The organism is Acidithiobacillus sp. M4-SHS-6 (assembly GCF_047421495.1).
GTDB lineage: Bacteria > Pseudomonadota > Gammaproteobacteria > Acidithiobacillales > Acidithiobacillaceae > Acidithiobacillus.
In genome coordinates this window covers 1,438,210-1,460,013 of record NZ_CP175559.1, presented here as the reverse complement: position 1 = coordinate 1,460,013, position 21,804 = coordinate 1,438,210, and the positions used below count along the sequence as shown (strand labels likewise).

Below are 21,804 nucleotides of genomic sequence, written 5' to 3'. Positions count from 1 at the left end.
ACACTCCTCCCTGATCCATTGACCGTCGGAAACTTTCCTGGGCAAAAGTATCCCGCAGACGCAGGGGAGGCGCATTGAGAAAAATCAATTTTGACCGATTTAGTCGAGTTTATGATCCGGCAACTTGCCGGCAATATCCGCCAGGGATTGAGGCGCCAGTATTTCCAGTTGACCGCGCTGCTCCTGAATGAAGGCGTGGCGTTTGAAATCCGCCATGATCCGACTGACATGCTCCGTGGACAGTCCCAGAAAGGCAGCAAGATCGGGGCGCGACAGGGGGAAAGGCAGATGCCGCAACTGCGGATAGTGCTCCGCCCATTGCAGTAAAAAAGTGGCCAGACGGGCTTCGGCCCTTTTGGCACCTAATTCCATGATACGATCCTCACTGCTCTGCAAGGCTTGCTGCCAACGCTGCAAAATGGCTTCCCGGACCTTGGGAAGACGCTCCGACAATCTCTGCAGTTCAGCCAGGTCCAGCCTGCAAAGCTGGCTGGGTGCAAGGGCTATGGCGCCATGGCGATGATGCGCTTCCTGCATGCCTTCAAAACCCAGTAGATCTCCGCGATGCAGCAAGCGAATGATGACTTCCTGACCATTTTTCATGAACTTGACCAGCTTCACGGCACCTGCCCGCAAGGTATAGGCATAGCGGGCAGAATCCCCCATCCGATAAAGGACATCCCCCTGATGACAGGCGATATCCTCCACCTCCATACTCAGGCTGCGGAGTTCTTCCGGATTCAATCCCGCAAAAATGCTCTGGTCCCGCATACGGCACTGCAAACAATCTGCGTGTTTATGATTCAATGGTGTTTATTAGCCGGGGTTAACAACATGCCCCAAGTCTTCACTCCGGTGACCAGTATTGTGGATAGGCGCCTTTTTGTCCGGATTTTTTGCCAATGCCCATGGCGGCCATGCCCGCTTCATTTTTACTGGATTGCGGACCGACCAGCACACGAAACAAGTGATTGACGGAAAGTGTGCCCACGCAGGCTTTCACACCCAACTGCGTTACTTGCTGCCGCAGATTTTCGGCCATGCTGGCCTTCCCGAAAGCGCCGAGTTGTACATACCATCCGGCTTGTTGACAGGAATGCGCTATTTTTACCGGCTTGACAGGTGCCGGAACGGCTGTTGTCCCATTGGCGGAGTGGGGCAAGGATGAATGCTTCGCTACGGTGATCACGAGGGATCTGGCAATCGCCACGGGAACGGCAGGGTCCATGGCGGAACCCGTTGTAGCAACAATGGTTTTGGGCAGGGTCAGAAACACACTGCTAGCGCCGGAGCCGGGGGCCATGTGCTTACCTGGATAGTCGGTGGACCACGATTCCCAGAGAAATGACGCCGCCAGCAAGACGATCAGGACAAGCATGATGAACGGCAGGATACCCAAGCGATGGCGTTGTTTTGACACTACCGGAGTCTGACTGACGAGAGTATCTGAATCATCCATTTGTTTTCAGCGGTGCGCCCGCGCTCCCAAGGCCTTCCCAAACAGTACGGCCATACTACAATTTTGCCGGGCACAAACCTAGTCAAAAAAATGGGAAAGGTCGCCTTATGAACAAGCTCGCATGGTGTATATCCACCATGGTGGTGCATATGAACCAAACCCAAGTGGGTTATTTGAACCATCTGCACACCTGCAGTCACTTTATAATAATATAAGCTCATGTTTTTATACGGCATGAATCCAAGCAATTCACTCGGGTACGAAAAATGCTTTTCAGGTATTCAGTAACACCTAAGAAACAACCGTTCACGAGGAATAGCTCATGATTATTGAAGACACTTTACCTGTGCTTCTCAGTCGCCTCGACTTTGCCTTTATCACCTCCATGCATATTCTCTGGACTCCGGTGACCATTGGCATGTCCTGGCTACTTTTTTTCCTGGAAGTTGCCTGGCTGAAAACCGGTAATGAACACTGGTATCGCCTGCAACGCTTTTTTGAAAAACTGTTTATCGTCAATTTCGGAGCCGGTGTCGCTACTGGCGTGACCATGGAAATGGCTTTCGGGATTCTTTATGGTCCCTTCTCCCAGGCCGTGGGTCCATTTTTCGGGAACATCCTCGGCTTTGAAACCATCACCGCCTTCATGTATGAGGCTGGTTTCATCGGCCTGATGATTTTCGGCTGGGGTAAAATTGGTAAGGGAATGCATGCTTTTGCGACTTTCAACGTCGCCCTTTCCTCCAGTCTTTCTGCCATGTGGATTCTCGTCGCCAACGGCTGGATGCAGTCTCCGACCGGAATCGTCCTGAAAAATGGCTTGTTTCAGGTCACCAACTGGTGGGCGGCGATATTCAATCCGAACTTCAACATCGGCTTCCCGCACATGTGGGTTGCAACGCTCGAATTATCGCTGTTTTTCTTTGCCGCTGTCAGCGCTTGGTTCATTCTGAAAAACCGCAATGCCGATCTGTTTACCCGGTTGTTGAAGCCCACCTTGCTGGCTCTCATCATCATCACTCCCCTGCAGATATTCATTGGGGATGAATTGGGTCGGGAAGTCGCCCACGATCAACCCACTTCCCTGGCAGCCATGGAAGGACATTTCCATACCTATCTGCCCAATGGCAAACCCGATACCGCCTGGAATCTGATCGCCATTCCCGATGTCGCGGCAGGCAAGAACCTGTTCAGCATACAGATTCCTCATGTGCTGAGTCTCCTGGAAACACACACCTGGAACGGCACGGTCACCGGTATGGATCATTTCGCGCGCAACGACCGGCCCAATGTGTGGGTTCCGTTTTACGCTTTCCGGGTAATGGTCGCCATTGGCTTTTTCCTCTTTTTGATGGCCCTCTGGGGTAACTGGCTGCGCTTGCGCGGGAAACTGACGGCAGAACACCTCCGTAAGAATCCGCTTTTCTTGCGGCTCCTGGTGTTCAGCGGCTTTCTGCCCTATCTGGCCATCTGGACAGGCTGGTGGACCCGCGAGGTCGGACGGCAGCCCTGGGTAGTGTATAACCTGATGCGCACCTGGCAGGGTGTCAGCCACATGGGTGTCGCTGCCGAAACCTTCTGGCTCATTGGCTACATCATTTTTGAACTGATGGTTTGGGGTGGAGCCTGGTATTTCTTCACGCGGGTGATCAAAAAAGGTCCGGACATGAGCAGCCCGGTCATCGGTTCATCTGATCAGAATGCCCAGTCTTCAGGTGGCGGGATGGTCAAACCGAGCTTCGCTAAACCCATGATGAACAAACGGGACTAAGGACAGAAATCATGAATGAAATATTTCGTATACATAGTTCGTTAGGCACCTTCTGGTGGATTCTGCTGGGCGTGTTCTTTGTCATTTACATTGTGCTCGACGGAGCCGATCTGGGGGCTGGCGTATTTTCCCTGCTGCTCAACAATGAGAATGATCGGGCGGCAGTCATGTCCTCCATGTCCGGCACCTGGGATGCCAACGAGACCTGGCTGGTGGTTGCGGGGGGCGTCATTTTTGGGGCCTTCCCCCTGGTGTATGGGTCGACATTCAACTACCTCATGATCCCACTGATGTTTGCTCTCTGGGGGATCATTTCACGAGCCGTTGCCTTTGAGTTTCACGTTCACGCCAAAACCAGCCGCAAATTCTGGGGCTTCATGTTTGGCTTTGGCAGTCTGATTGCGGCACTATTTGCGGGCATCGCCTTGGGGGCCACTCTCCTGGGATTCCCCATGGGGACCGGCAACGCTCAGGGTATTCAGGTTCCCAATGATCCATTCGTGAATACGGTACCGCATTTTTCTGGAAATGCGCTGAGCTTCCTTTCGCCTTTCAGTGTCTGGACAGGCATTGGTGCACTGATTGCGGGTGGATTGGCCGGAACCTTGTATTTATGTGCCCGTTTTGAACAGAGTGATCCGATTTATCAGAAGGCGCACAAGACAGCCACCCTATTCTCTTTCCTGGCGCTGGCGGCAGTGGTCATCACCTTGATCTGGTCATATGCCATCATGCCCGATGCCGCCAAATGGACCGGCAGTGGCTGGTTCGGCTGGTTGATTCTGCTGATCGCCATCCTGATATCCGCCTACAAGATGATGACCAATCATGCGGCACACCGTGATTTTGCCGCTTTACTCTGGTGTGGCGCCATTGTGGTCTTCATGTGGGGTGGGATGTGGGCGACCAATTTCCCCTACATCGTTCCCCAGACCTGGACCATCAGCGCTGGAGCCAATCCTGCCAATGATCTGGCGATTCTGACCCTGTTCATGACCGGATTCGTACCCGTTATGATCATGTACAATGCCTATCAGATCTGGGTATTCCGTCAGCGGCTTACCCATCTGGCAGGGTACGAAAGTCATTAAGCTTACCTGGTGATGATCCATTTTGGAGGGCCATTCGGCCCTCTTTTTTTTCGGTTTCACATGGTCACATGGAAATGTTCTATAATTTCCATATAAAGTGGGGTTTGGTATCGTCCGGGCGACCAAGCTGTTTTCATCCATCACACGGAACCATGTAAGGAGTCTTGATGTGACAAAGACCAAAAAAGACCACCCAATCACAGCGAATGAAATCTCAACTCCCGACGACAAATATGCTGAGAAAGCCCATTACAAGGCGGAATTGCACAAGCTCCAGATCGAGTTGGTCAAGTTGCAAAGAGACATCATCCGCAAAAATGAAAAAATTCTGGTCATTCTGGAAGGGCGGGATTCCGCGGGCAAGGATGGGTCCATCAAAAGAGTGATTGAGCACCTCAGCCCCCGGGAAACACGGGTGGTTGCCCTGAGCAAACCCTCTGACAAAGAACAAAGCCAATGGTATTTTCAGCGCTACACCGAGCACCTGCCCTCGGCAGCGGAAATGGTCTTTTTCAACCGCAGTTGGTACAACCGTGCAGGCGTAGAAAAAGTCATGGGATTTTGTAATGACGATCAATATGAAGAATTCTTTGCCGAAGTAAACAGTTTTGAAGGTATGCTGGTGCGCTCGGGCATCCATCTTTTCAAGTTTTACCTGGATATTTCCCGTGACGAACAGAAGCGTCGCCTGGAATCACGCAAGGATAACCCACTCAAGCAATGGAAAACCAGCCCTATTGACGAAAAAGCGGTGAAGCATTGGCAAGATTACAGTGAAGCACGCAATATCATGTTTGCCCGTAGTCATTCCCCTTTTGCTCCCTGGATGGTAATCAATGCCGATGACAAAAAAAAGGCTCGCCTACAACTCATCAAGGGCATATTGAGTCGGCTCAGCTATACGGATAAGGATGAGACTGGCGTTTTGCCTGATCAGTCTATTATATTTGAATACGATCCTCTTTATCTGGAAAACGGTATGATTCAAGCCTGACCGAGCATCGTCCACAAAACTTGTTTACCCTTGTTTACTACGGAGGAAATTTATGTCGACCCTGGATTTGCAAGCTGCCCTGAGCCGTGCCCTGGCTATCAAAAATGAGGATCCTCTGGATGCGGCAACCATTGCCGCCGCCGAACAACTCAGTGGCAATGAAGGATTATCCCTGGATGCCGCGGTGGAGGTCCTGGGCAATGAACAGATGATCGGATTCATCGGATTTCTGAACGACAGCATGAACTGCGCGCAACTTTCCGCGCTCTGCGATGAAGAAAGCTTTGACGAGGAACAGGCGCGGGAATGGGAGCTCACCCGTCCGCAGTATCAACTGGCACATGAAATCGCCATCCTCAGTCACCGTGTAGAAAAAGCCCGGAATCAAACGTACTGATGGTTTCGCGCCTCTGCAGCACCATCGCCACCGACAGTCACGGACAAAACCCGCAAGTCGTGGTAATCTTCTATAGTCCTGAGTGAAGCCGAAACCAGGAAACGTACACATTTCTGTGAGATTCACCGGATACTTTGTGAAGGAGGTACCAGCATGTCTTCATTTATCCGCCCACCTTTGGGCATTCCCGTGGACAGCGCCAAACGCTGGACAGAAAACTACCAATTGGCGACCCAGGAAAGCGGCCGCCTTTTTCTGATGGCCGGTGACCAGAAAGTCGAACATCTGAATGATGACTTCATCGGCACCGGAGTGGCCTCCGATGACGCTGATCCGGAACATCTTTTCCGTATTGCCAGTGCCGCACCAGTGGGTTGTTTCGCCACCCAGATGGGACTGATCAGCCATTATGGCCGGGACTATCCCGAAATCCCCTATCTATTGAAACTCAACAGCAAAACCCACCTGGTGAAAACGGCGGAACAGGATCCTCTCAGCCTGCAATGGCAGAGCATGTCCCAGGTGCAGGATTTTGTCCGTCACTCCGGTCTGAAAGTGGTAGGTGTCGGCTATACCATTTATCCCGGCTCAGCCTATGAAGCGCAGATGCTGAGCGAAGCCGCGCGCCTGATTCAGAGTGCCCACAGCATGGGACTCCTGGCGGTCATCTGGGCTTATCCACGCGGCAAGGCGGTCGGAATTCGGGAACAGGATCCCCACCTGATAGCGGGAGCAGCGGGTTTGGTGGCCTGTCTGGGGGGCGATTTTGCCAAGGTGAATCCGCCACTGGACGATCAAGGCAGCATGGACGCCCGCCTGCTCGGCGAAGCCGCAGCGGCGGCAGGACGCACCCAGGTCATTTGCGCCGGCGGCTCGGAAACCGACGCAGAATCCTTCCTGAAACGACTGCACGATCAGATCCATCTGGGTGGCACCCAAGGCTGCGCCACCGGACGCAACGTCCACCAGCGCAGCCAGGCCGATGCCATCCGCTTTTGTCAGGCCATCCATGCCATTGTCGTCCACAACCAGAGTGTGGAAGAGGCCGTCAAATACCTCGCCCCATCGTGACGCTTTGTCTGCCCGGCAAGACCCTGTTTTACCCCTTGATTAACGGAGAAAACCGTGACGATCGCCTCCCCCTGCTATCTGCTCCCACAACTCCCCGAATCCCTCAGCGGTCTGGCTGATCTGGCGCTGGATTTACGCTGGTCCTGGAGTCACGCGGCTGATGTACTCTGGGCTGAGATCGCGCCGGAATTATGGGAACAAACCCGCAATCCCTGGCTGATCTTGCAGAACGTCAGCGTCCAGACCCTGCAAGATCTGGCGCACAATTCCGCATTCATTGAAAAACTGAAAGCGTTTACCGCACTGCATCAGGAACATCTGACCCAGAGCACCTGGTTTGAAGAAAACCATGGACAGCCCTCCTTTAACCAGGTTGCCTATTTCAGTATGGAATACGGGCTCTCCGAAGCCTTGCCCATCTACTCTGGGGGACTGGGAATCCTGGCTGGCGATTGTCTGAAAACGGCCAGTGATCTGGGGGTCCCCTTGTGCGGTATCGGTTTACTCTGGCAACAGGGATATTTCCGTCAAACTCTGGATGAAAAGGGCCGACAACAGGAATTTTATCCCTATAATGACCCGGCCCAGATGCCGGTCACCCCCGTTCGCGACAGCGAGGGAGAGTGGTTGCGCCTGCAACTGCCCTTCCCTGGTCGCAAGGTGATTCTGCGCGCCTGGCAAGCCCAGGTTGGCCGGGTGACCTTGTATCTGCTGGACAGCAATGATCCCCTGAATACCCCCGCAGACCGGGGCATTACCGCTGAACTCTATGGTGGCGGGCTGGAAACACGTCTGCAGCAGGAGATCTGTTTGGGTATCGGTGGCTGGATGTTGTTACGCAGCCTGGGGATTCAACCGGAAATATGTCATCTTAATGAAGGTCATGCCGCCTTTGCCATTCTGGCGCGAATATACAGCCACATGCGGGACCATGGCAGCCTCTTTGAATGCGCTCTGAATGCCACCCGGGCCGGCAACATATTCACGACCCATACCCCCGTTGCGGCCGGCTTTGATCGTTTCCCCGCAGAACTGATGATCCGATATGTAGAAGGGGCGCCAGAGGCTTTTGGGATCGATACCGAAAGCATTCTGGCCCTGGGCCGGGAAGACCCGGAAGATGCCCAAGCGCCTTTCAACATGGCGTGGCTGGCCATTCGCGGCAGCATCATCGTCAATGGCGTCAGCCGCCTGCATGCTGAGGTCAGCAAACAACTGTTTCAGTCCCTTTTCCCGCGCTGGCCCGAAGAGGAAGTACCCGTCACCCATGTGACCAATGGCGTGCACATGCCTTCATGGGATTCCGCCGAAGCCGATGCCTTGTGGACCACCAGTTGTGGTAAGCAACGCTGGCTGGGAAATTTGCAAAACCTCGAAGCAGATTTCCGCAAGACGCCTGACCGAGACATTTGGGAATTGCGCAGTAGCGCACGACAACAGGTGATTCGATTTGCCCGGCAAAGACTCCAGCAGCAGCTAGCCCAGGCCCACGCGCCGCTGGAAGAACAAGAGCGTGCCACACTTGTTCTGGACCCCAATACCTTGACCATCGGTTTTGCCCGTCGTTTTACGGCTTATAAGCGTCCCAATCTGCTGCTGAGCAATCCTGAAAGGCTGAGACAGTTGCTGACCAACTCCCGTTATCCCGTGCAATTGCTCATGGCCGGCAAGGCCCATCCCCAGGACGAAGTGGGCAAGGAGATGATCCAGGAATGGAGCCAGTTTATTCAGCAGCATCCGGAGCTGGCCAGTCACATCGTGTTCATTGCGGATTACGACATGCTGGTTGCCGAACATCTCGTCCAGGGGGTGGACTTGTGGATCAATACCCCGCGTCGTCCCTGGGAGGCCAGCGGCACCAGCGGCATGAAGGTGCTGGTCAATGGTGGACTGAATCTGTCGGAACTGGATGGCTGGTGGGCGGAAGCTTACAGCCCTGAGGTGGGCTGGGCGATCGGGGATCGGGCCGAACATGATGATGATCCACAGTGGGACGCACAGGAGGCTGAGGCGGTCTATCAATTGCTGGAAAATGACATTGTGCCTCTTTTTTATCAGGACCGTGATGCCAGCGGTTGCCCACAAGGCTGGATACAGAAAATTCGTGAAAGCATGAGTCGCTTGACCCCCCTATTCAGCAGTAACCGGATGCTCCAGGAGTATGTCTCCACGCTCTACGAACCCGCCGGCCGTCTCCTTGCCGCGCGTAATGAAAAAAATCGTATTGAAGCCATATGTCAATGGCAAAAAAGTATCCGTCAGCATTGGCCACTGTTGCGCTTTGATGATTTACATGTGCATACAGACAATAATCGCCATTATTTCCAGATCCCTGTGTATCTGGATGATCTGGATTGCGATGCCATCCGCGTGGAACTATTTGCCAACAGCCATGGTCAAAATCCGCCTGAAGTCATTCCCATGCAGCGCAGTGAGGCGCTGAGTGGAGCCATCAACAGCTACAATTATACGGTAGATATACCGGCAGACCGCAATCCGGGTGACTATACACCCCGCATCATTCCTTATCATGAAAACTGCCTGGTCCCCATGGAAAGCGCAGAAATACTTTGGTATCGATAAAAGGCCAGAAAATTGAACGGACAAATTCCAGATTTGCAAAACATTATCGAAACCGAAAAGAAAATGTTCGGGAAATACTTGTTACCGGTTGCCATATTACTCATTCTGATCGGTGTATTTGGCATTATCAGTCCAGTCATCCTTTCTGCCGTGACCGACGGCGTTATTGCCGCCATTCTGATTCTTTCGGGTGTCATCTGGATTTGGCATAGCCTGCAGATGCGTCAGCATCAGCTCTCGGACTGGCTGAAGCCTCTCCTGCTGTTCATTACGGGTGGGATCATGATTGCCATGCCGACCGCAGGTATTGCCGCCATTGGCCTGATGTTTGTATTGTATTTTGTTATTGATGCTTACCGAAATTTCACCCAATCCAAGATTTATCCAGGACACGGTCGGGGCTGGTCCATTTTCAGTGGTCTGGTGGATGTGCTGATCGCGCTGCTGTTCGTGGTCACCTGGCCACGTGGCTCCCTGATTCTGGTAGGCATCTTCGTGGGCGTCAATCTGATATTTGATGGGATTATTTTGCTGATGCTCCGCAATTTGAAAACCAGTTAAATGCAAGTCTCCTAGCGAAACAATCCAGAATCGTTAAACACTTGCAGCAGCCCAAAAAACCATGTACAACAAATATCCCTTGAGCGATGTGGTTATTTTGATTTGAAAAATTTTTTTGTGGCCGCAGTGACGGCCGGAATCAGCTTTCTGTTCATCATCGCGCCGCAACCCTTGCAGCGTGGCAATCCTGGGCTCCCCACAAAATTCGCTCTGTTGACCGCCAAGTCATTCGCAACAGGCGGAAGCTCCATCCCGCCCCGCTACCATTCTCCATCAGCGGCTGCGGGTCCGCTGTCCATGCGGGCATGGCAGCGCCTGGCCGGAATCTACAGTCAGGATGTGGTTTACGCGTCCAGGCAAACTGGCATTTCCCGCAAACTACTGGCGGCAGTGATGCATGTGGAAAGTCGCGCCAGCAATGTGGTCAGTGATGCAGGGGCTGTGGGACCCATGCAGCTGATGCCCAGCACCGCCTGGCGCCTCCTCCATGTCAATCCCTGGAAACCGCGACAAAACATCATCGGCGGTGCGCGCTATTTGCGCCGTCTGTTGACGATTTTTCATGGACACCTGCGCCAGGCCCTGGAAGCCTACAATGCCGGCCCTACCACAGTCGCCCAGGGGGTGATACCCATACCGGCACAAGTGTATGCCACACAGGTGATGGCGCTGGCTGCTTGAGCCACAATGCAAGACAGCCATGTCACTTTTCATCTCGGTCCCGATGGGTTATCAAAAACGTTTGTCGATTGAGCGCAGGGAACGCCCCTTGCCGGCCCGTTTACCGCGACAAAGCTCCAGGCGGTTTTTACGGATGCCACGGGGCAAGATCTGGGTTTCAGGCTGGATATACAGGCCTTGCAAACGGGCTTGGGCGGCCAGAGTCATCAATTTGACGCCCTTCCCTTTGGGGAGAGGCTTGATTTCCGCTACGGGGAATATCAGGCCATTCCCATCGGAAGACAGGCACAGTATTTCCGCAGACAGATCCGAAACGGGCAGGAGGGGCAGCGGGTACTCACCCGCCTCCAGGGACAGAAAAGCCTTGCCCGCACGATTGCGCCCCGTCATATTCTCCAAGGCGGTGATAAAGGCATAACCGCCACTGCTCGCTACCAGCCACAAGCTATCGGCCGGACCGCAGGCCACTGATTGCAGTGTCGCCCCACCCTGAAAGTCCACCTGACTGGAGGCGGGCACGCCATCGCCACGGCCGCCCGGAATCTGGCTGACCGGCAGGGAATAAGCACGACCCGTTTGATCCAGCAGCACCAACTGATCCACAGAGCGGGCTTCAAAAATCTGCAGGAGCTGATCCCCCTCCTTGAAAGTCAGGCCGTCCACGGCTATTCCGTGCCCGGCGCGACTGCGTAACCAGCCTTTGCGGGAAACAATCACCGTCACCGCTTCATCGGTAGCGGCCGCCACAATGGTTTGCACGGATTTGCCGGTGATGGCCGCATCTGCCTGCAACAGGGTCCGTCGGGCATCGCCGAATTTTTGTGCATCTGCGGTGATTTCTTCCACGAGCAACGCTCTCAGGCGTTCCTCATGGGCCAGTAAACCCGCCAGATAATCGGCATTGTCCCGTTTATCCTGCAATTCCTTTTCCAGTTCGATGCCCGCCAGCCGGGCCAATTGCCGCAGCCGTATTTCGAGGATGTCTTCGGCCTGGATTTCCGTCAGGGCAAAATGCTGGATGAGGTCAGCCTTGGGATCATCGGACTCCCGAATGACCCGGATCACTGCGTCTATATCCAGCAGAACCCGCAAGCGTCCTTCGAGGATATGGATACGCGCCATGGTCTTGTCCAGACGAAACTGACTACGGCGGCGCACGGTAAGCAGGCGGTAAGACACCCACTGCCGCAGGATAGCGGTCAGGGGCAGGCAGGGCGCGCGCCCCTCCAGATCCAGCACGGTCAGATTCACGGACTGATTGGATTCCAGGGAGGTGCGCGCCAGCAAATATGTCATCAGTTGCTGGGGATCCTGATTCCGGGAGCGGGGTTCCACCACAATGCGTACGGCATGATCCTTGCCGGACTCATCGCGCACGGTCTCTATCTGGGAAAGCATGGCGGTTTTGCTGGATTGCTGTTCGGCGGTCAGGGTTTTCTTCTTGCCTTCGCCCCGGGGCTGGGGATTGGAGAGATTTTCGATTTCCGAAAGAATCTGAGCGGTGGAAACACCGGGAGGCAGCTCATGAATACTGATGCGCCATTCGCCCCGCGCCAGCTTTTCGACCTCCCAACGGGCGCGCACCCGAATACTGCCACGCCCCGCTTGGTAAGCCTCACGAATCTGCTCGGGTGAGGAAATAATCTGCCCTCCTCCGGGAAAATCCGGGCCGGGAATGGCCTCCAGAATGGCCTCGTCCGTCATCTCAGGGGTCGCGGCCAACTGGGCGCATACCATCGCCAGTTCGCGCAAATTATGGGGAGGAATTTCGGTAGCCATCCCGACGGCAATGCCGGAAGCCCCGTTCATCAACAAAAATGGCAGTCGCGCCGGCAAGGTCACCGGTTCTTCGAGGGTACCATCATAATTACTGCGAAAATCTACCGTACCCTCCTCTATTTCTCCCAGCAGCAATTCGGATATGGGCGTCAAATTGGCTTCGGTGTAACGCATCGCAGCGGCTGAGTCGCCATCCAGGGAACCGAAATTCCCTTGTCCATCCACCACCGGATAGCGCAAGGTGAAACGCTGGGCCATCCTGACCATGGCGTCATAGACCGAACTATCGCCATGGGGATGCCACTTGCCGATCACCTCACCCACCACCCGTGCGGATTTGACGTGTTTGGGCGAACGTTGCAAGCCCATATCGCGCATGGCAAACAAAATGCGTCTTTGTACCGGTTTCTGGCCATCGGCCAGGGCCGGAATGGCGCGTCCGGTCACGACGCTCATGGCGTAAGCCAGATAGGCTTTAGCCGCATATTCCGCGAGGGGCGGGACAGGATCCTCGGGATTTTCTCCGTAGCCAGCCGGAGAAGATGGCGGGGGCGGTGATGCATCGGATGCACGGGTAGCCGGACCGGCTTGCGCCTTGGAAGTCGGCTTGTGGGGGTCAGTCTCTCCCGCACTCAGGCCCTCAAAGAGGTCCAGGGTATTACTCATGACCAATTCCTCTTATGCACATGCAGCACCATCATTTCCCGCAAATCCATCCGGACAACCTTCGCTCATTTTTGCTCTTTTCATGGTTTCAGATGTCCAGATCCGCCGTCCAGCCATCTCTTTCCATCCATTCCCGCCGCCCTCCTGCCGACTGCTTGCCCATGAGCAGGTTGAAGCGCTCATGCAGCGTGGCCAGCTCGGAAGGATGCATGGTCAAAGGCACCAAGGAGCGGGTATCGGGGCACAGGGCCGTTTCCCAGAGTTGATCCGGATTCATTTCTCCCAAACCCTTGAAGCGTTGCACCGCAATGGCCGATTCCTTGACCCCTTCGGCGAGGAGGCGCTCCATGGCCGCATCGCGCTCGGCTTCTGCCTCGCAATAAATCTTCCGGGCTTTGCCCCGCCAGGTAGCATCCACCCGATACAAGGGCGGTTTCACCACAAAGACATGCCCTTGACTGAGCAGGGCGGGGAAATGCCGGAGAAACAAGGTCAAAATCAGCACCTGAATATGACTGCCATCCACATCGGCGTCCGATAAAATCATGATCTTGCCATAGCGCAATCCCGCCAGCACTTGCTCCGGATTGGCCGCGACCGTATGGGGCTCTATCCCCAGCGCCACCGCCATGTTGTGGACTTCCTGGTTTTTGAAAATCAGGTCCGCATCCACCTCCCAGGTATTCAGCACCTTACCCCGCAGCGGCAAAAGCGCCTGATACTCCTTGTCCCGGGCCGCCTTGGCAGAACCTCCGGCAGAATCCCCCTCCACCAAAAACAGTTCATTGCGCTGAATATCCTCACTTTCGCAATCCGTCAACTTGCCGGGCAAGGTCGCCAGACCTGATCCCTTCCTGCGCTCGATTTTCTGCGCTGTTCGACTGCGCAGCTGGGCGCTTTGAATGGCCTGTTCCACAATGGCCTTACCCGCCTCGGGATGACTGTTCAGCCATAATTCCAGGGGATCGCGAATGGTCTGGACCATCAGCTTGTAGGCATCCCGACTGGTGAGCTTGTCCTTGGTCTGCCCCTGAAACTGGGGGTCCAGGATCCTTGCGGACAGTACCAGGGCCATTTTGCCGGTCACATCATCCTGCACCAGTTTCAGCTTGGCCGGCATGAGGCTGTGATGTTCCATGAAACTGCGCAGCGCCTCAAAGACACCGGCACGAAAACCGGATTCGTGGGTTCCTCCGTCCAGGGTAGGAATCAGATTGACGTAAGTTTCCGGACGCGGACTTCCCTGCGCAACCCAACACAGCGCCCAACTGGCCCCCTCTCCCTGGGCGAAACCACGACTATCGTCACTTTGATACATTTCACCCGCAAACACCGGGGTAATGGGTTCAGCTTCACGGAGCATCTCTTCCAGATATTCGGCCAGACCCGCATCATACTGCCAGGTCAGGGATTCCTGCTCCGGCACCTGCAAAATCACTTGCAGGCCCGGCAGGAGAATAGCCTTGGCACGCAGGAGATGGGTCAATTCACGGATATTGACCCGAGGCGAATCAAAATAGCGAGGATCCGGCCATACCTGGACGCGAGTGCCATGTTGCCGGGCAGGACTGTTTTCGACCCGGGTCAGCCCTTGCTGGAGCACACTCTCTACAAAACCGAACCGATAGTGACCATACCCGCCCCCTTCAGGATCACGGGTGTGAATGTCCACCTGCAAACGGCTGGACAGGGCATTGGTGACGGCCACTCCTACCCCATGCAAGCCTCCGGAAAAGCGATACGCCGAAGTCTTGCCCGTCTTATCGAACTTTCCACCCGCGTGCAGGGTCGTAAAGGCCAACTCGGCGGCTGGCCGGGTTTCTCCGGGAGGAATCCCCACGGGAATCCCGCGACCATTATCCTCGACAATGACCGACCCATCGGCCTGCACGGTCACTTCAATGCGAGTCGCGTGTCCGGCCAATGCCTCATCGGCGGAATTATCAATGAGCTCCTGCACCATGTGGGTGGGACAGGTCGTCCGCGTGTACATGCCGGGTCGCAAGCGTACCGGCTCCAGGCCCTTGAGAACCGTAAATTGTTCAGCGCTATAGTTCAAAACCGTAAAATCCTCTTGTCCCTCATCGCCCAGCTTCAGCAACCCTTTCGTCACCCGCCCCATCATAAAGGGGAATGTTGCTCTATGGCAGCCCCTGGCATCTTCCCAAAGCATCCCCACTAACCGCCATTGTTGGGTTCATCAAATTGTCATATTTCTCCGTTATCATGCTGGTGAAGAATCGGGATGTACGTTGCGCCGCATCGTCGCTCTGTTTCCAGCACTTGACACGGTAAGACATGACCACAGGCAAACTCAGAATCGCCCTGATCACCGAGACCTACCCCCCAGAAGTCAATGGAGTCGCCCTTACCTTGGGTAAGGCGGTAGAAGAACTTCAGGCGCGCGGCCATCGTGTTCAGCTCATTCGCCCCCGCCAAGCGGATGAGCTTCCCCAGGAAGGTCTGGTCACTGCCCTTCCCCTGTTTTTTTATCCCCAGGTCAAGTTGGGATGGGCCTGTCCAACTGCCATTGGCCGTTGCCTGCAAGCCTGGGGCAGTGAAGTGGTGCATATCGCCACGGAAGGACCCTTGGGTTATGCGGCATTACTGGCCGCCAAAAAGCTGAACTTGCCCGTAGTGACCAGTTTCCATACGAATTTCGATCAATATTTCTCCCTCTATGGTATTCCGTCCCTACGCTATCTGGTTCTCCTTTATTTACGGCATTTTCACAATGCCACCCGGCAGACTTTGGTGCCCAGTCAAGGGACTCTGGAAAGGCTGCATCAACAAGGTTTTCTCCGCCTCCAGCAGTGGGGTCGCGGAGTAGACACCCAGCGTTTCCATCCCCAATGGCGTGATGCCCAAATTCGTCAGCAGTTGGGACTGGGCGCCAATGATTTGCTGCTCCTCTATGTGGGACGCCTGGCCCGGGAAAAAAACCTGCCGCCTCTCCTCGCCGCTTTTCGCAAACTGAGCAAGGATTACCCCAAGGCCATGCTGGTCCTTGTGGGTGATGGCCCTCTACGTGGCGAAATCAACCAGTCTGCCCAAGAACGGATTCATTGTGCAGGCCTGCAAAGAGGCATGGATCTCGCCCGCTGGTATGCCAGCGCCGATCTGTTTTGCTTTCCCTCCTGCAGTGAAACCTTTGGCAATGTGGTGCTGGAAGCCCAGGCCAGCGCATTACCCATCATCGCCTATGACTGTCCTGGCGTGTCCGAACAGGTCCAGGATGGGGTTCACGGCAGACTGCTTCCGCGGGGTAGTGACTGGGACAGGCCACTCCATGCACTTTGTGCCAACCCTGCGGATCGTCAACGCTTTGGTACTGCGGGGCGCCTGCGCGCAGAATCGCAAAGCTGGACCCGCAGTTTTGACATTCTCGAAGCCGTTTATCAACGACAAACCCCGCCTCGCTGACTTTCTGGAAGACCCATGCGCATCCTCATGATTTCGGATACCTATTTCCCGCGCATCAGCGGCGTGGCCACCTCCATTCGCAGTTTCCGACAGGGACTGGAACAACTGGGACATCAGGTCGATTTACTCGTACCCGATTACGATTCCAGTACAGGAGATGACCCGGGAATAGTTCGCATTCCCTCCCGGAAAATTCGTCTGTATCCAGAAGAAAGACTGATGCAACCCCGAACCCTGCTGAGAAGCCGAGCTAAACTGGCTGCCAGGCAATATGATGTGCTGCACATTCAGACACCTTTTGTGGCCCATTATCTGGGCAATCATCTCGCCCGCCGGTTAAAACTGCCGGTTATCAGTTCCTACCATACCTATTTTGAAGCCTATCTCGGCCATTACTACGGAAAAATCCCCACCCGAATTCGTCAGGCCATGGTGCGTATTCCCTCGCGTCAACAATGCGCCGCCGTAGATGGACTGATTGTTCCATCCCAAGCCATGGCAGCCGTCCTCCGGAATTATGGGGTGAATACCCCTATTCAGGTTATCCCCACCGGTATTCGCCTGAGTCCGCAGCCGCATCCCGCAGAACAGCGTGTGTGCTTTCGCAAGCGTCACGAAATTGCAGAACATCGCCCCGTGTTATTGTACGCCGGACGCATCGCCCCGGAAAAAAACATCGGTCTGTTACTCTCCATGCTCCGCCAACTCCGACAACAACGGCCCGATGTTCTGCTGTTACTGGCGGGAGATGGTCCCGCCCGCCCATCCCTGGAAAAAGAGGCGCGGGACACCCAACTCACGGATCATGTCCGTTTTTTGGGTTATCTGGACCATCTTCTCGAACTGCCTCAGGCTTATGCCGCTGCGGACCTTCTGGTATTCGCCTCCGAAACGGAAACCCAGGGAATGGTTTTGCTGGAAGCCCTGGCGGCAGGATTACCGGTGGTCGCCGTGCCCGTCATGGGTGCTGCGGACCTTCTCCACAGCGGCATGGGCACCCGTTCCGCTCCCGCCGATGCCGGCGCATTTGCGCGGATTTGTGCCGACATTCTGGCTGACCCGAATCTGCTTGAGCAATTATCCACCGAAGCCCGAAATCTTGCGCATCAATGGTCAGAAAATATCATGGTGACCAAACTCGCAGACTTTTACCTCGATGTCATCGCCCAAAAAAACACGGTGAGAGCAACTGGTTTTGTGGATAAACATAAATCCCATTAAAAGCAAAAGATAAAAAATTTTCTAAGGGGGGTTTGCTACATTGTGGCGGCCCAACCTGCTCTGCGCTTTGCGAAGCCCACCTCTCCCCGATACAATGAATGCGGACATCGATAGGTCAAGTACCACTCGATGCATCTCACAGGAGGGTACGCATGCTTACTGAACATCAGGATTTAAAAATGGAATTCCCTGGACTGACAAAGCGGATGGATCAACTTCTTGCCGAGCAAGGCCACTTTGCCAAGCTCTATGCTGAATTCAATTCCTTGACGGCGGAGATCGAGCACATCGAGCGCAATGATGCGGCAACAGGATCTCAGAGTCTGGAAGAGATGAAGAAAAAACGCTTGCTGCTCAAGGATGAAATTTATAGCCTGCTGACTGCTGGCTAATTTCCCGAAAACCCGACAAAAGACCTGCTCTTGTCGGGGCTTCGAGCAAAGTCTTCAAGCCTTTTCCGCCAGCCACTGGATCAAAACAGGAATATCCACAACAACCGGGTTTCCGGCCTCCTTTCCTTGCAGCACCCATGCCGGAGCGTCGGGCTCACCCAACTGATCCAGCACTCTCAGCGCCGAAGAAAAATCCTGGTCCCGGGTATATTCGTTCTGGGTAATCACCGTTGCCAGACCGGCAGAAACGGCGGAGCGTAACCCATTTTCAGAGTCTTCCAGGGCGAGGCAATCGTCTGCAGGAAGACCCAGCCGCTTCAACACATAAGTATAAATATCCGGAGCAGGCTTCTTGTGGGCGACAATATCTCCCGCACCGATGACCTGAAAGCGATCGGGCCCATCTTGACCCAGCGTGGTTTTCAGCAAAGATTCCACATTGGCAAGGGTGGTTGTCGTGGCAATGGCCACGGGCAACCCCGTGTCCCTGGCTGCATTGAGCAGACGTTCCACTCCGGGCCGCAGAGTCAATAGTCCGGCATTCATCATCTCCACATAAAAGGCGGTTTTCTGCCGATGAATCCGCGCAATATCAGCATCACTGAGCTGCGGCAACGCCGGATGATCATTCAGAAAATTGCGCAAACGCTCCTTGCCACCGGTGACTTTCAGATAGTGTCCGTAGGTGGGCACATCCCAGTCAAAAGGCAGACCGGCGGCCGCAAAGGCCTGATTAAAAGCCACCCGATGGGCGTCCCTTTCGGTATCGGCCAGCGTTCCGTCCACATCAAATATCAAGGCGCGCAAGGGCATGGTTTTTTCCTGGTGCAGGTGAGAACAGCTCCACATTGTAAACACAAGCAGCAACATTGCCAAAATGCCTAATCTCTGCTAAACCTAAACGGCTTTATTACAAGGACAGGAAGATCACATGGCAGACAACGCCTCTCAAGCTGCTGACATCAGCGCCAACAATGGGCAACCCCAAAATGCGCAGCCCAAAAGCACGCAGCAATACACCGCCTTTGTTCCTTACGAACTCCAGCCTGGCGAAGAGTACATGAACGCCGCGCAACTCGCCCATTTCCAGAAAATCCTGGAAGACTGGCGTAGCGAGTTGATGGAAGAAGTGGAACGTACCGTCCAGCACATGCAGATGGAAAATGTGAATTATTCGGACCCCAATGATCGGGCCAGTCTGGAAACCGATATGGGCCTGGAGTTACGGGCGCGGGACCGGGAACGCAAGTTGATTCGCAAAATCAACCAGGCATTGGACCGCATCAAGGAAGGGGAATACGGTTATTGCGAGGCCTGCGGGGTGGAAATTGGTCTGCGCCGCCTCGAAGCCAGACCGACTGCCACCCTTTGTATTGATTGCAAGACCCTGGAAGAAAAGCGCGAAAAGCAGATGGCCCAAGACTAGGCACGACCCTGTTCAATGCCTGGTAAAACAAAGCGCAGCGCTGCCCTGCACTGCGCGTGCCCAAGGCGCCGTATAAAAACCCGGTATCAGCAGAAGATGTCCACGGCTGTCCCAAAGCAGTGGCATATGCGCCCGCCACTCAGGTGGTATTGCCGCTTCCAGCATGATTTTTTTTAAAGGTCGATGTTCCCCGGAGGCCATGCAGGCTTTCTCGCCCGGCTGACGCCGCCGCCAGTATAAATTTTCTCCGGAAACCGCCGCCGTCAATGCCTGGTGCGCGTATGCTGGAGGCAGCGCCTTGACCTTTCGACATTCCCAGCCCGCAAAAGGCAGAGGTTCATCACTATGCCAGGGTCCCTCCTGCCAATCCTCGGCAAATTCCGGGCTACCCCACCAATAAAGGGTTTGGCCCTGCAACCAGCAAGCACCACCTGCCCACTGGATGCACCTGCCACCATTGGATTCCAGGGCTTTTTGCAGTATCGCCAGGCGTGCCTGACTGGGCTGGGGGACCTGGAGCTGCTGCAACCACCCTCTCAGAAACATGCGCTGCATGGCGGGGGACAATTCCCGCAAGAAATGCAGTGACAGCGCGTTGTCTCGCAGGTGCGGAAACGCTGCCCGATGACGTTCCCAGTAAATGGCAAACCAGTCATCCACCAGTGCATGCACATCCCCCAGGTTTTCAGCCGTCCGCGCCACGGTCTCTACGGCGTGCTGCCAACCCATCTCCTGCAAGAGCGGCAATAATTGCTGACGTACCCGTACCCGGTCAAAACGCGGATTCTGATTGGCGGGGTCCTGCAGATAAGGGATATTTTTTTCCTGGAGATAATCCAGCATGACGCTCTTGGGCACCTGCAACAGAGGGCGCAGCAGTTGTCCCCTACCCAGGGGCTTTTGCCAGGGCATGGCGGCGAGGCCGGCAATACCGGTGCCTCTCAGCAGCTGCAGGAGGAATGTTTCGGCTTGATCCTGTTGATGCTGGGCGGTCAACAGAACGTCCCCGTCCTGAAGCTGCGCTGCCAGCAGGGCGTAACGACCCCGCCGGGCCTGATCTTCCGGGCCTTCCCCGGTTGTTTCTGGCGGCAGATGCAGCACGGTACAGGGCACACCCAGACCATGGGCCTGGGCGACGCAAAAATCCGCCCAGGCCGGACTTTGTTCATGCCAGCCATGGTCCACATGCAGGGCATGGGCCGGATACCCCAGCGCGACCAATGCGGCGAGCAAGGCGGTGGAGTCGGATCCGCCGCTATAGGCCACAAAAAGTGGCTGCCCCGGGGTCAGCCCCCCTTGATGCAAACGGGTCTGGAGTCTCTGCTCCAGTTCAGGCCGCGCCAACCACTCCATAATGCATGAGCCGTTCATAGCGGGTGGTCAACAACTTGGAAGTTTCCAGCGTTTTCAGTTCATCCAGATGCCGGGCCAGACTCTCCCGGAGCAGTTTGAAGACCGCTTCCGGATCCCGATGGGCACCGCCCAGGGGTTCCACCAGCACCTCATCCACCAGTCCCAGCGACTGCAAACGCCGGGCAGTAATACCCAGAGTCTCCGCTGCTTCAGCCGCCATGGCGGCATCTTTCCAGAGAATGGAAGCGCAACCTTCGGGAGAAATCACCGAATAGACACTGTACTCCAGCATCAACAAGCGATCGCCGACCCCGATGGCGAGTGCGCCACCGGATCCCCCCTCACCGATGACCGTGCAAATGATGGGCACCGGCAGATCCGACATAGCGGCCAGGTTGCGGGCAATGGCCTCGCTCTGCCCGCGTTCTTCCGCGCCAATACCCGGATAAGCCCCAGGCGTATCGATAAAGGTGAGCACCGGCAATTGAAAACGCTCGGCCAGGCGCAGCAGGCGTAACGCCTTGCGATAACCCTCGGGGCGCGGCATACCAAAATTGCGCTGGATTTTTTCCTTGGTATCACGGCCTTTCTGATGTCCCATCCAGACAATGGGTTGGCCATTGAAGCGGGCCAGGCCACCGATAATGGCCTGATCATCGGCAAAAGCGCGGTCCCCCGCCAGAATCTGCACCTCGCTGAACAGCGCCTGGACGTAATCCAGGGTGTAGGGACGCTGGGGATGACGGGCCACCTGGACGGTCTGCCAGGCACTCAGCTTGCTATAGATGCGTTGCAGCTCTTTGCGGGCTTTCACTTCCAGGCGCTTGATTTCATCGGCAATACCGGGCTGATTCAAGGCGTGCAATTCCTCCACCTTGGCATCCAGTTCCGCGACGCCTTGTTCAAAATCCAGATAACTGATTTTCATCGACACTC

General features: G+C 55.2%; 19 protein-coding genes. 12 read left to right on the top strand and 7 right to left on the bottom strand.

The window, feature by feature from the left end:
- Positions 1-99 precede the first annotated feature (99 nt).
- Positions 100-771 (bottom strand): Crp/Fnr family transcriptional regulator, encoded by a 672-nt coding sequence (locus tag ACJU26_RS07430; RefSeq protein ID WP_414041867.1) that lies wholly within the window; start codon positions 769-771, stop codon positions 100-102.
- A gap of 76 nt (positions 772-847) precedes the next feature.
- Positions 848-1,459 carry an SPOR domain-containing protein gene (locus ACJU26_RS07425; RefSeq protein WP_414041866.1) on the bottom strand — a complete coding sequence of 204 codons (612 nt, stop codon included), beginning with the start codon at positions 1,457-1,459 and terminating at the stop codon, positions 848-850.
- A 322-nt stretch (positions 1,460-1,781) separates the two neighbouring features.
- Here ACJU26_RS07425 and ACJU26_RS07420 point away from each other — a divergent pair, with 322 nt between their 5' ends.
- The 8 genes from ACJU26_RS07420 to ACJU26_RS07385 all read left to right on the top strand — a co-directional run bounded on the left by ACJU26_RS07420 (position 1,782) and on the right by ACJU26_RS07385 (position 10,608).
- Positions 1,782-3,230, top strand: a complete 1,449-nt coding sequence (locus ACJU26_RS07420) for a cytochrome ubiquinol oxidase subunit I (RefSeq protein WP_414041865.1) — start codon at positions 1,782-1,784, stop codon at positions 3,228-3,230.
- 11 nt (positions 3,231-3,241) lie between these two features.
- Positions 3,242-4,321, top strand: coding sequence for a cytochrome d ubiquinol oxidase subunit II (locus ACJU26_RS07415; RefSeq protein WP_414041864.1), 1,080 nt, complete (start codon positions 3,242-3,244; stop codon positions 4,319-4,321).
- Positions 4,322-4,418: 97 nt separating this feature from the next.
- On the top strand, positions 4,419-5,315 hold the full coding sequence (gene ppk2 / locus ACJU26_RS07410) for a polyphosphate kinase 2 (protein ID WP_414041863.1): 897 nt from the start codon (positions 4,419-4,421) through the stop codon (positions 5,313-5,315).
- Positions 5,316-5,367: 52 nt separating this feature from the next.
- Positions 5,368-5,712, top strand: coding sequence for a hypothetical protein (locus tag ACJU26_RS07405; protein WP_414041862.1), 345 nt, complete (start codon positions 5,368-5,370; stop codon positions 5,710-5,712).
- 153 nt (positions 5,713-5,865) lie between these two features.
- On the top strand, positions 5,866-6,783 hold the full coding sequence (locus ACJU26_RS07400; RefSeq protein WP_414041861.1) for an aldolase: 918 nt from the start codon (positions 5,866-5,868) through the stop codon (positions 6,781-6,783).
- A gap of 54 nt (positions 6,784-6,837) precedes the next feature.
- Positions 6,838-9,366 carry an alpha-glucan family phosphorylase gene (gene glgP / locus ACJU26_RS07395; protein WP_414041860.1) on the top strand — a complete coding sequence of 843 codons (2,529 nt, stop codon included), beginning with the start codon at positions 6,838-6,840 and terminating at the stop codon, positions 9,364-9,366.
- 12 nt (positions 9,367-9,378) lie between these two features.
- On the top strand, positions 9,379-9,927 hold the full coding sequence (locus ACJU26_RS07390) for an HdeD family acid-resistance protein (protein ID WP_414041859.1): 549 nt from the start codon (positions 9,379-9,381) through the stop codon (positions 9,925-9,927).
- A 102-nt stretch (positions 9,928-10,029) separates the two neighbouring features.
- Complete coding sequence (locus ACJU26_RS07385; protein ID WP_414041858.1) at positions 10,030-10,608, top strand: lytic transglycosylase domain-containing protein; 579 nt, start codon at positions 10,030-10,032, stop codon at positions 10,606-10,608.
- Between the two features lie 51 nt (positions 10,609-10,659).
- Here ACJU26_RS07385 and parC read toward each other — a convergent pair whose 3' ends face one another.
- A complete protein-coding gene (parC, locus tag ACJU26_RS07380) occupies positions 10,660-13,053 on the bottom strand; it encodes a DNA topoisomerase IV subunit A (RefSeq protein ID WP_414041857.1) in 2,394 nt (797 codons plus the stop codon).
- A gap of 88 nt (positions 13,054-13,141) precedes the next feature.
- Positions 13,142-15,166 carry a DNA topoisomerase IV subunit B gene (locus tag ACJU26_RS07375; protein WP_414041856.1) on the bottom strand — a complete coding sequence of 675 codons (2,025 nt, stop codon included), beginning with the start codon at positions 15,164-15,166 and terminating at the stop codon, positions 13,142-13,144.
- A 185-nt stretch (positions 15,167-15,351) separates the two neighbouring features.
- Between ACJU26_RS07375 and ACJU26_RS07370 the strand changes: the two genes are divergently transcribed.
- The 3 genes from ACJU26_RS07370 to ACJU26_RS07360 all read left to right on the top strand — a co-directional run bounded on the left by ACJU26_RS07370 (position 15,352) and on the right by ACJU26_RS07360 (position 18,089).
- Complete coding sequence (locus ACJU26_RS07370) at positions 15,352-16,476, top strand: glycosyltransferase family 4 protein (RefSeq protein ID WP_414041855.1); 1,125 nt, start codon at positions 15,352-15,354, stop codon at positions 16,474-16,476.
- 15 nt (positions 16,477-16,491) lie between these two features.
- Positions 16,492-17,697: a glycosyltransferase gene (locus ACJU26_RS07365; protein WP_414041854.1), complete on the top strand. Its 1,206-nt coding sequence runs from the start codon at positions 16,492-16,494 to the stop codon at positions 17,695-17,697.
- Between the two features lie 152 nt (positions 17,698-17,849).
- Positions 17,850-18,089 carry a YdcH family protein gene (locus ACJU26_RS07360; protein WP_414041853.1) on the top strand — a complete coding sequence of 80 codons (240 nt, stop codon included), beginning with the start codon at positions 17,850-17,852 and terminating at the stop codon, positions 18,087-18,089.
- A gap of 54 nt (positions 18,090-18,143) precedes the next feature.
- On the opposite strand, the gene ACJU26_RS07355 is transcribed toward ACJU26_RS07360, so the two are convergent.
- Positions 18,144-18,902 carry an HAD-IA family hydrolase gene (locus ACJU26_RS07355; RefSeq protein WP_414041852.1) on the bottom strand — a complete coding sequence of 253 codons (759 nt, stop codon included), beginning with the start codon at positions 18,900-18,902 and terminating at the stop codon, positions 18,144-18,146.
- 118 nt (positions 18,903-19,020) lie between these two features.
- Between ACJU26_RS07355 and dksA the strand changes: the two genes are divergently transcribed.
- Positions 19,021-19,515, top strand: a complete 495-nt coding sequence (gene dksA / locus ACJU26_RS07350) for an RNA polymerase-binding protein DksA (RefSeq protein WP_414041851.1) — start codon at positions 19,021-19,023, stop codon at positions 19,513-19,515.
- 12 nt (positions 19,516-19,527) lie between these two features.
- On the opposite strand, the gene tilS is transcribed toward dksA, so the two are convergent.
- Positions 19,528-20,868 carry a tRNA lysidine(34) synthetase TilS gene (gene tilS / locus ACJU26_RS07345; protein ID WP_414041850.1) on the bottom strand — a complete coding sequence of 447 codons (1,341 nt, stop codon included), beginning with the start codon at positions 20,866-20,868 and terminating at the stop codon, positions 19,528-19,530.
- The gene (locus ACJU26_RS07340; protein ID WP_414041849.1) at positions 20,846-21,796 is read right to left on the bottom strand and encodes an acetyl-CoA carboxylase carboxyltransferase subunit alpha; all 951 of its coding nucleotides are present in this window, start codon (positions 21,794-21,796) and stop codon (positions 20,846-20,848) included. Before ACJU26_RS07340 ends, tilS begins: the two co-directional genes overlap by 23 nt.
- Positions 21,797-21,804: the final 8 nt, after the last annotated feature.

Bases quoted from the DNA above. Each gene is read 5' to 3' on its own strand.
- dksA (WP_414041851.1), top strand. From the start codon at position 19,021: ATGGCAGACAACGCCTCTCAAGCTGCTGACATCAGCGCCAACAATGGG.
- ACJU26_RS07420 (WP_414041865.1), top strand. From the start codon at position 1,782: ATGATTATTGAAGACACTTTACCTGTGCTTCTCAGTCGCCTCGACTTT.
- ACJU26_RS07355 (WP_414041852.1), bottom strand. From the start codon at position 18,902: ATGCCCTTGCGCGCCTTGATATTTGATGTGGACGGAACGCTGGCCGAT.
- ACJU26_RS07365 (WP_414041854.1), top strand. From the start codon at position 16,492: ATGCGCATCCTCATGATTTCGGATACCTATTTCCCGCGCATCAGCGGC.
- ACJU26_RS07405 (WP_414041862.1), top strand. From the start codon at position 5,368: ATGTCGACCCTGGATTTGCAAGCTGCCCTGAGCCGTGCCCTGGCTATC.
- ACJU26_RS07400 (WP_414041861.1), top strand. From the start codon at position 5,866: ATGTCTTCATTTATCCGCCCACCTTTGGGCATTCCCGTGGACAGCGCC.
- tilS (WP_414041850.1), bottom strand. From the start codon at position 20,868: ATGGAGTGGTTGGCGCGGCCTGAACTGGAGCAGAGACTCCAGACCCGT.
- ACJU26_RS07430 (WP_414041867.1), bottom strand. From the start codon at position 771: ATGCGGGACCAGAGCATTTTTGCGGGATTGAATCCGGAAGAACTCCGC.
- ACJU26_RS07340 (WP_414041849.1), bottom strand. From the start codon at position 21,796: ATGAAAATCAGTTATCTGGATTTTGAACAAGGCGTCGCGGAACTGGAT.
- ACJU26_RS07425 (WP_414041866.1), bottom strand. From the start codon at position 1,459: ATGGATGATTCAGATACTCTCGTCAGTCAGACTCCGGTAGTGTCAAAA.
- parC (WP_414041857.1), bottom strand. From the start codon at position 13,053: ATGAGTAATACCCTGGACCTCTTTGAGGGCCTGAGTGCGGGAGAGACT.
- ACJU26_RS07370 (WP_414041855.1), top strand. From the start codon at position 15,352: ATGACCACAGGCAAACTCAGAATCGCCCTGATCACCGAGACCTACCCC.
- ACJU26_RS07415 (WP_414041864.1), top strand. From the start codon at position 3,242: ATGAATGAAATATTTCGTATACATAGTTCGTTAGGCACCTTCTGGTGG.
- ACJU26_RS07360 (WP_414041853.1), top strand. From the start codon at position 17,850: ATGCTTACTGAACATCAGGATTTAAAAATGGAATTCCCTGGACTGACA.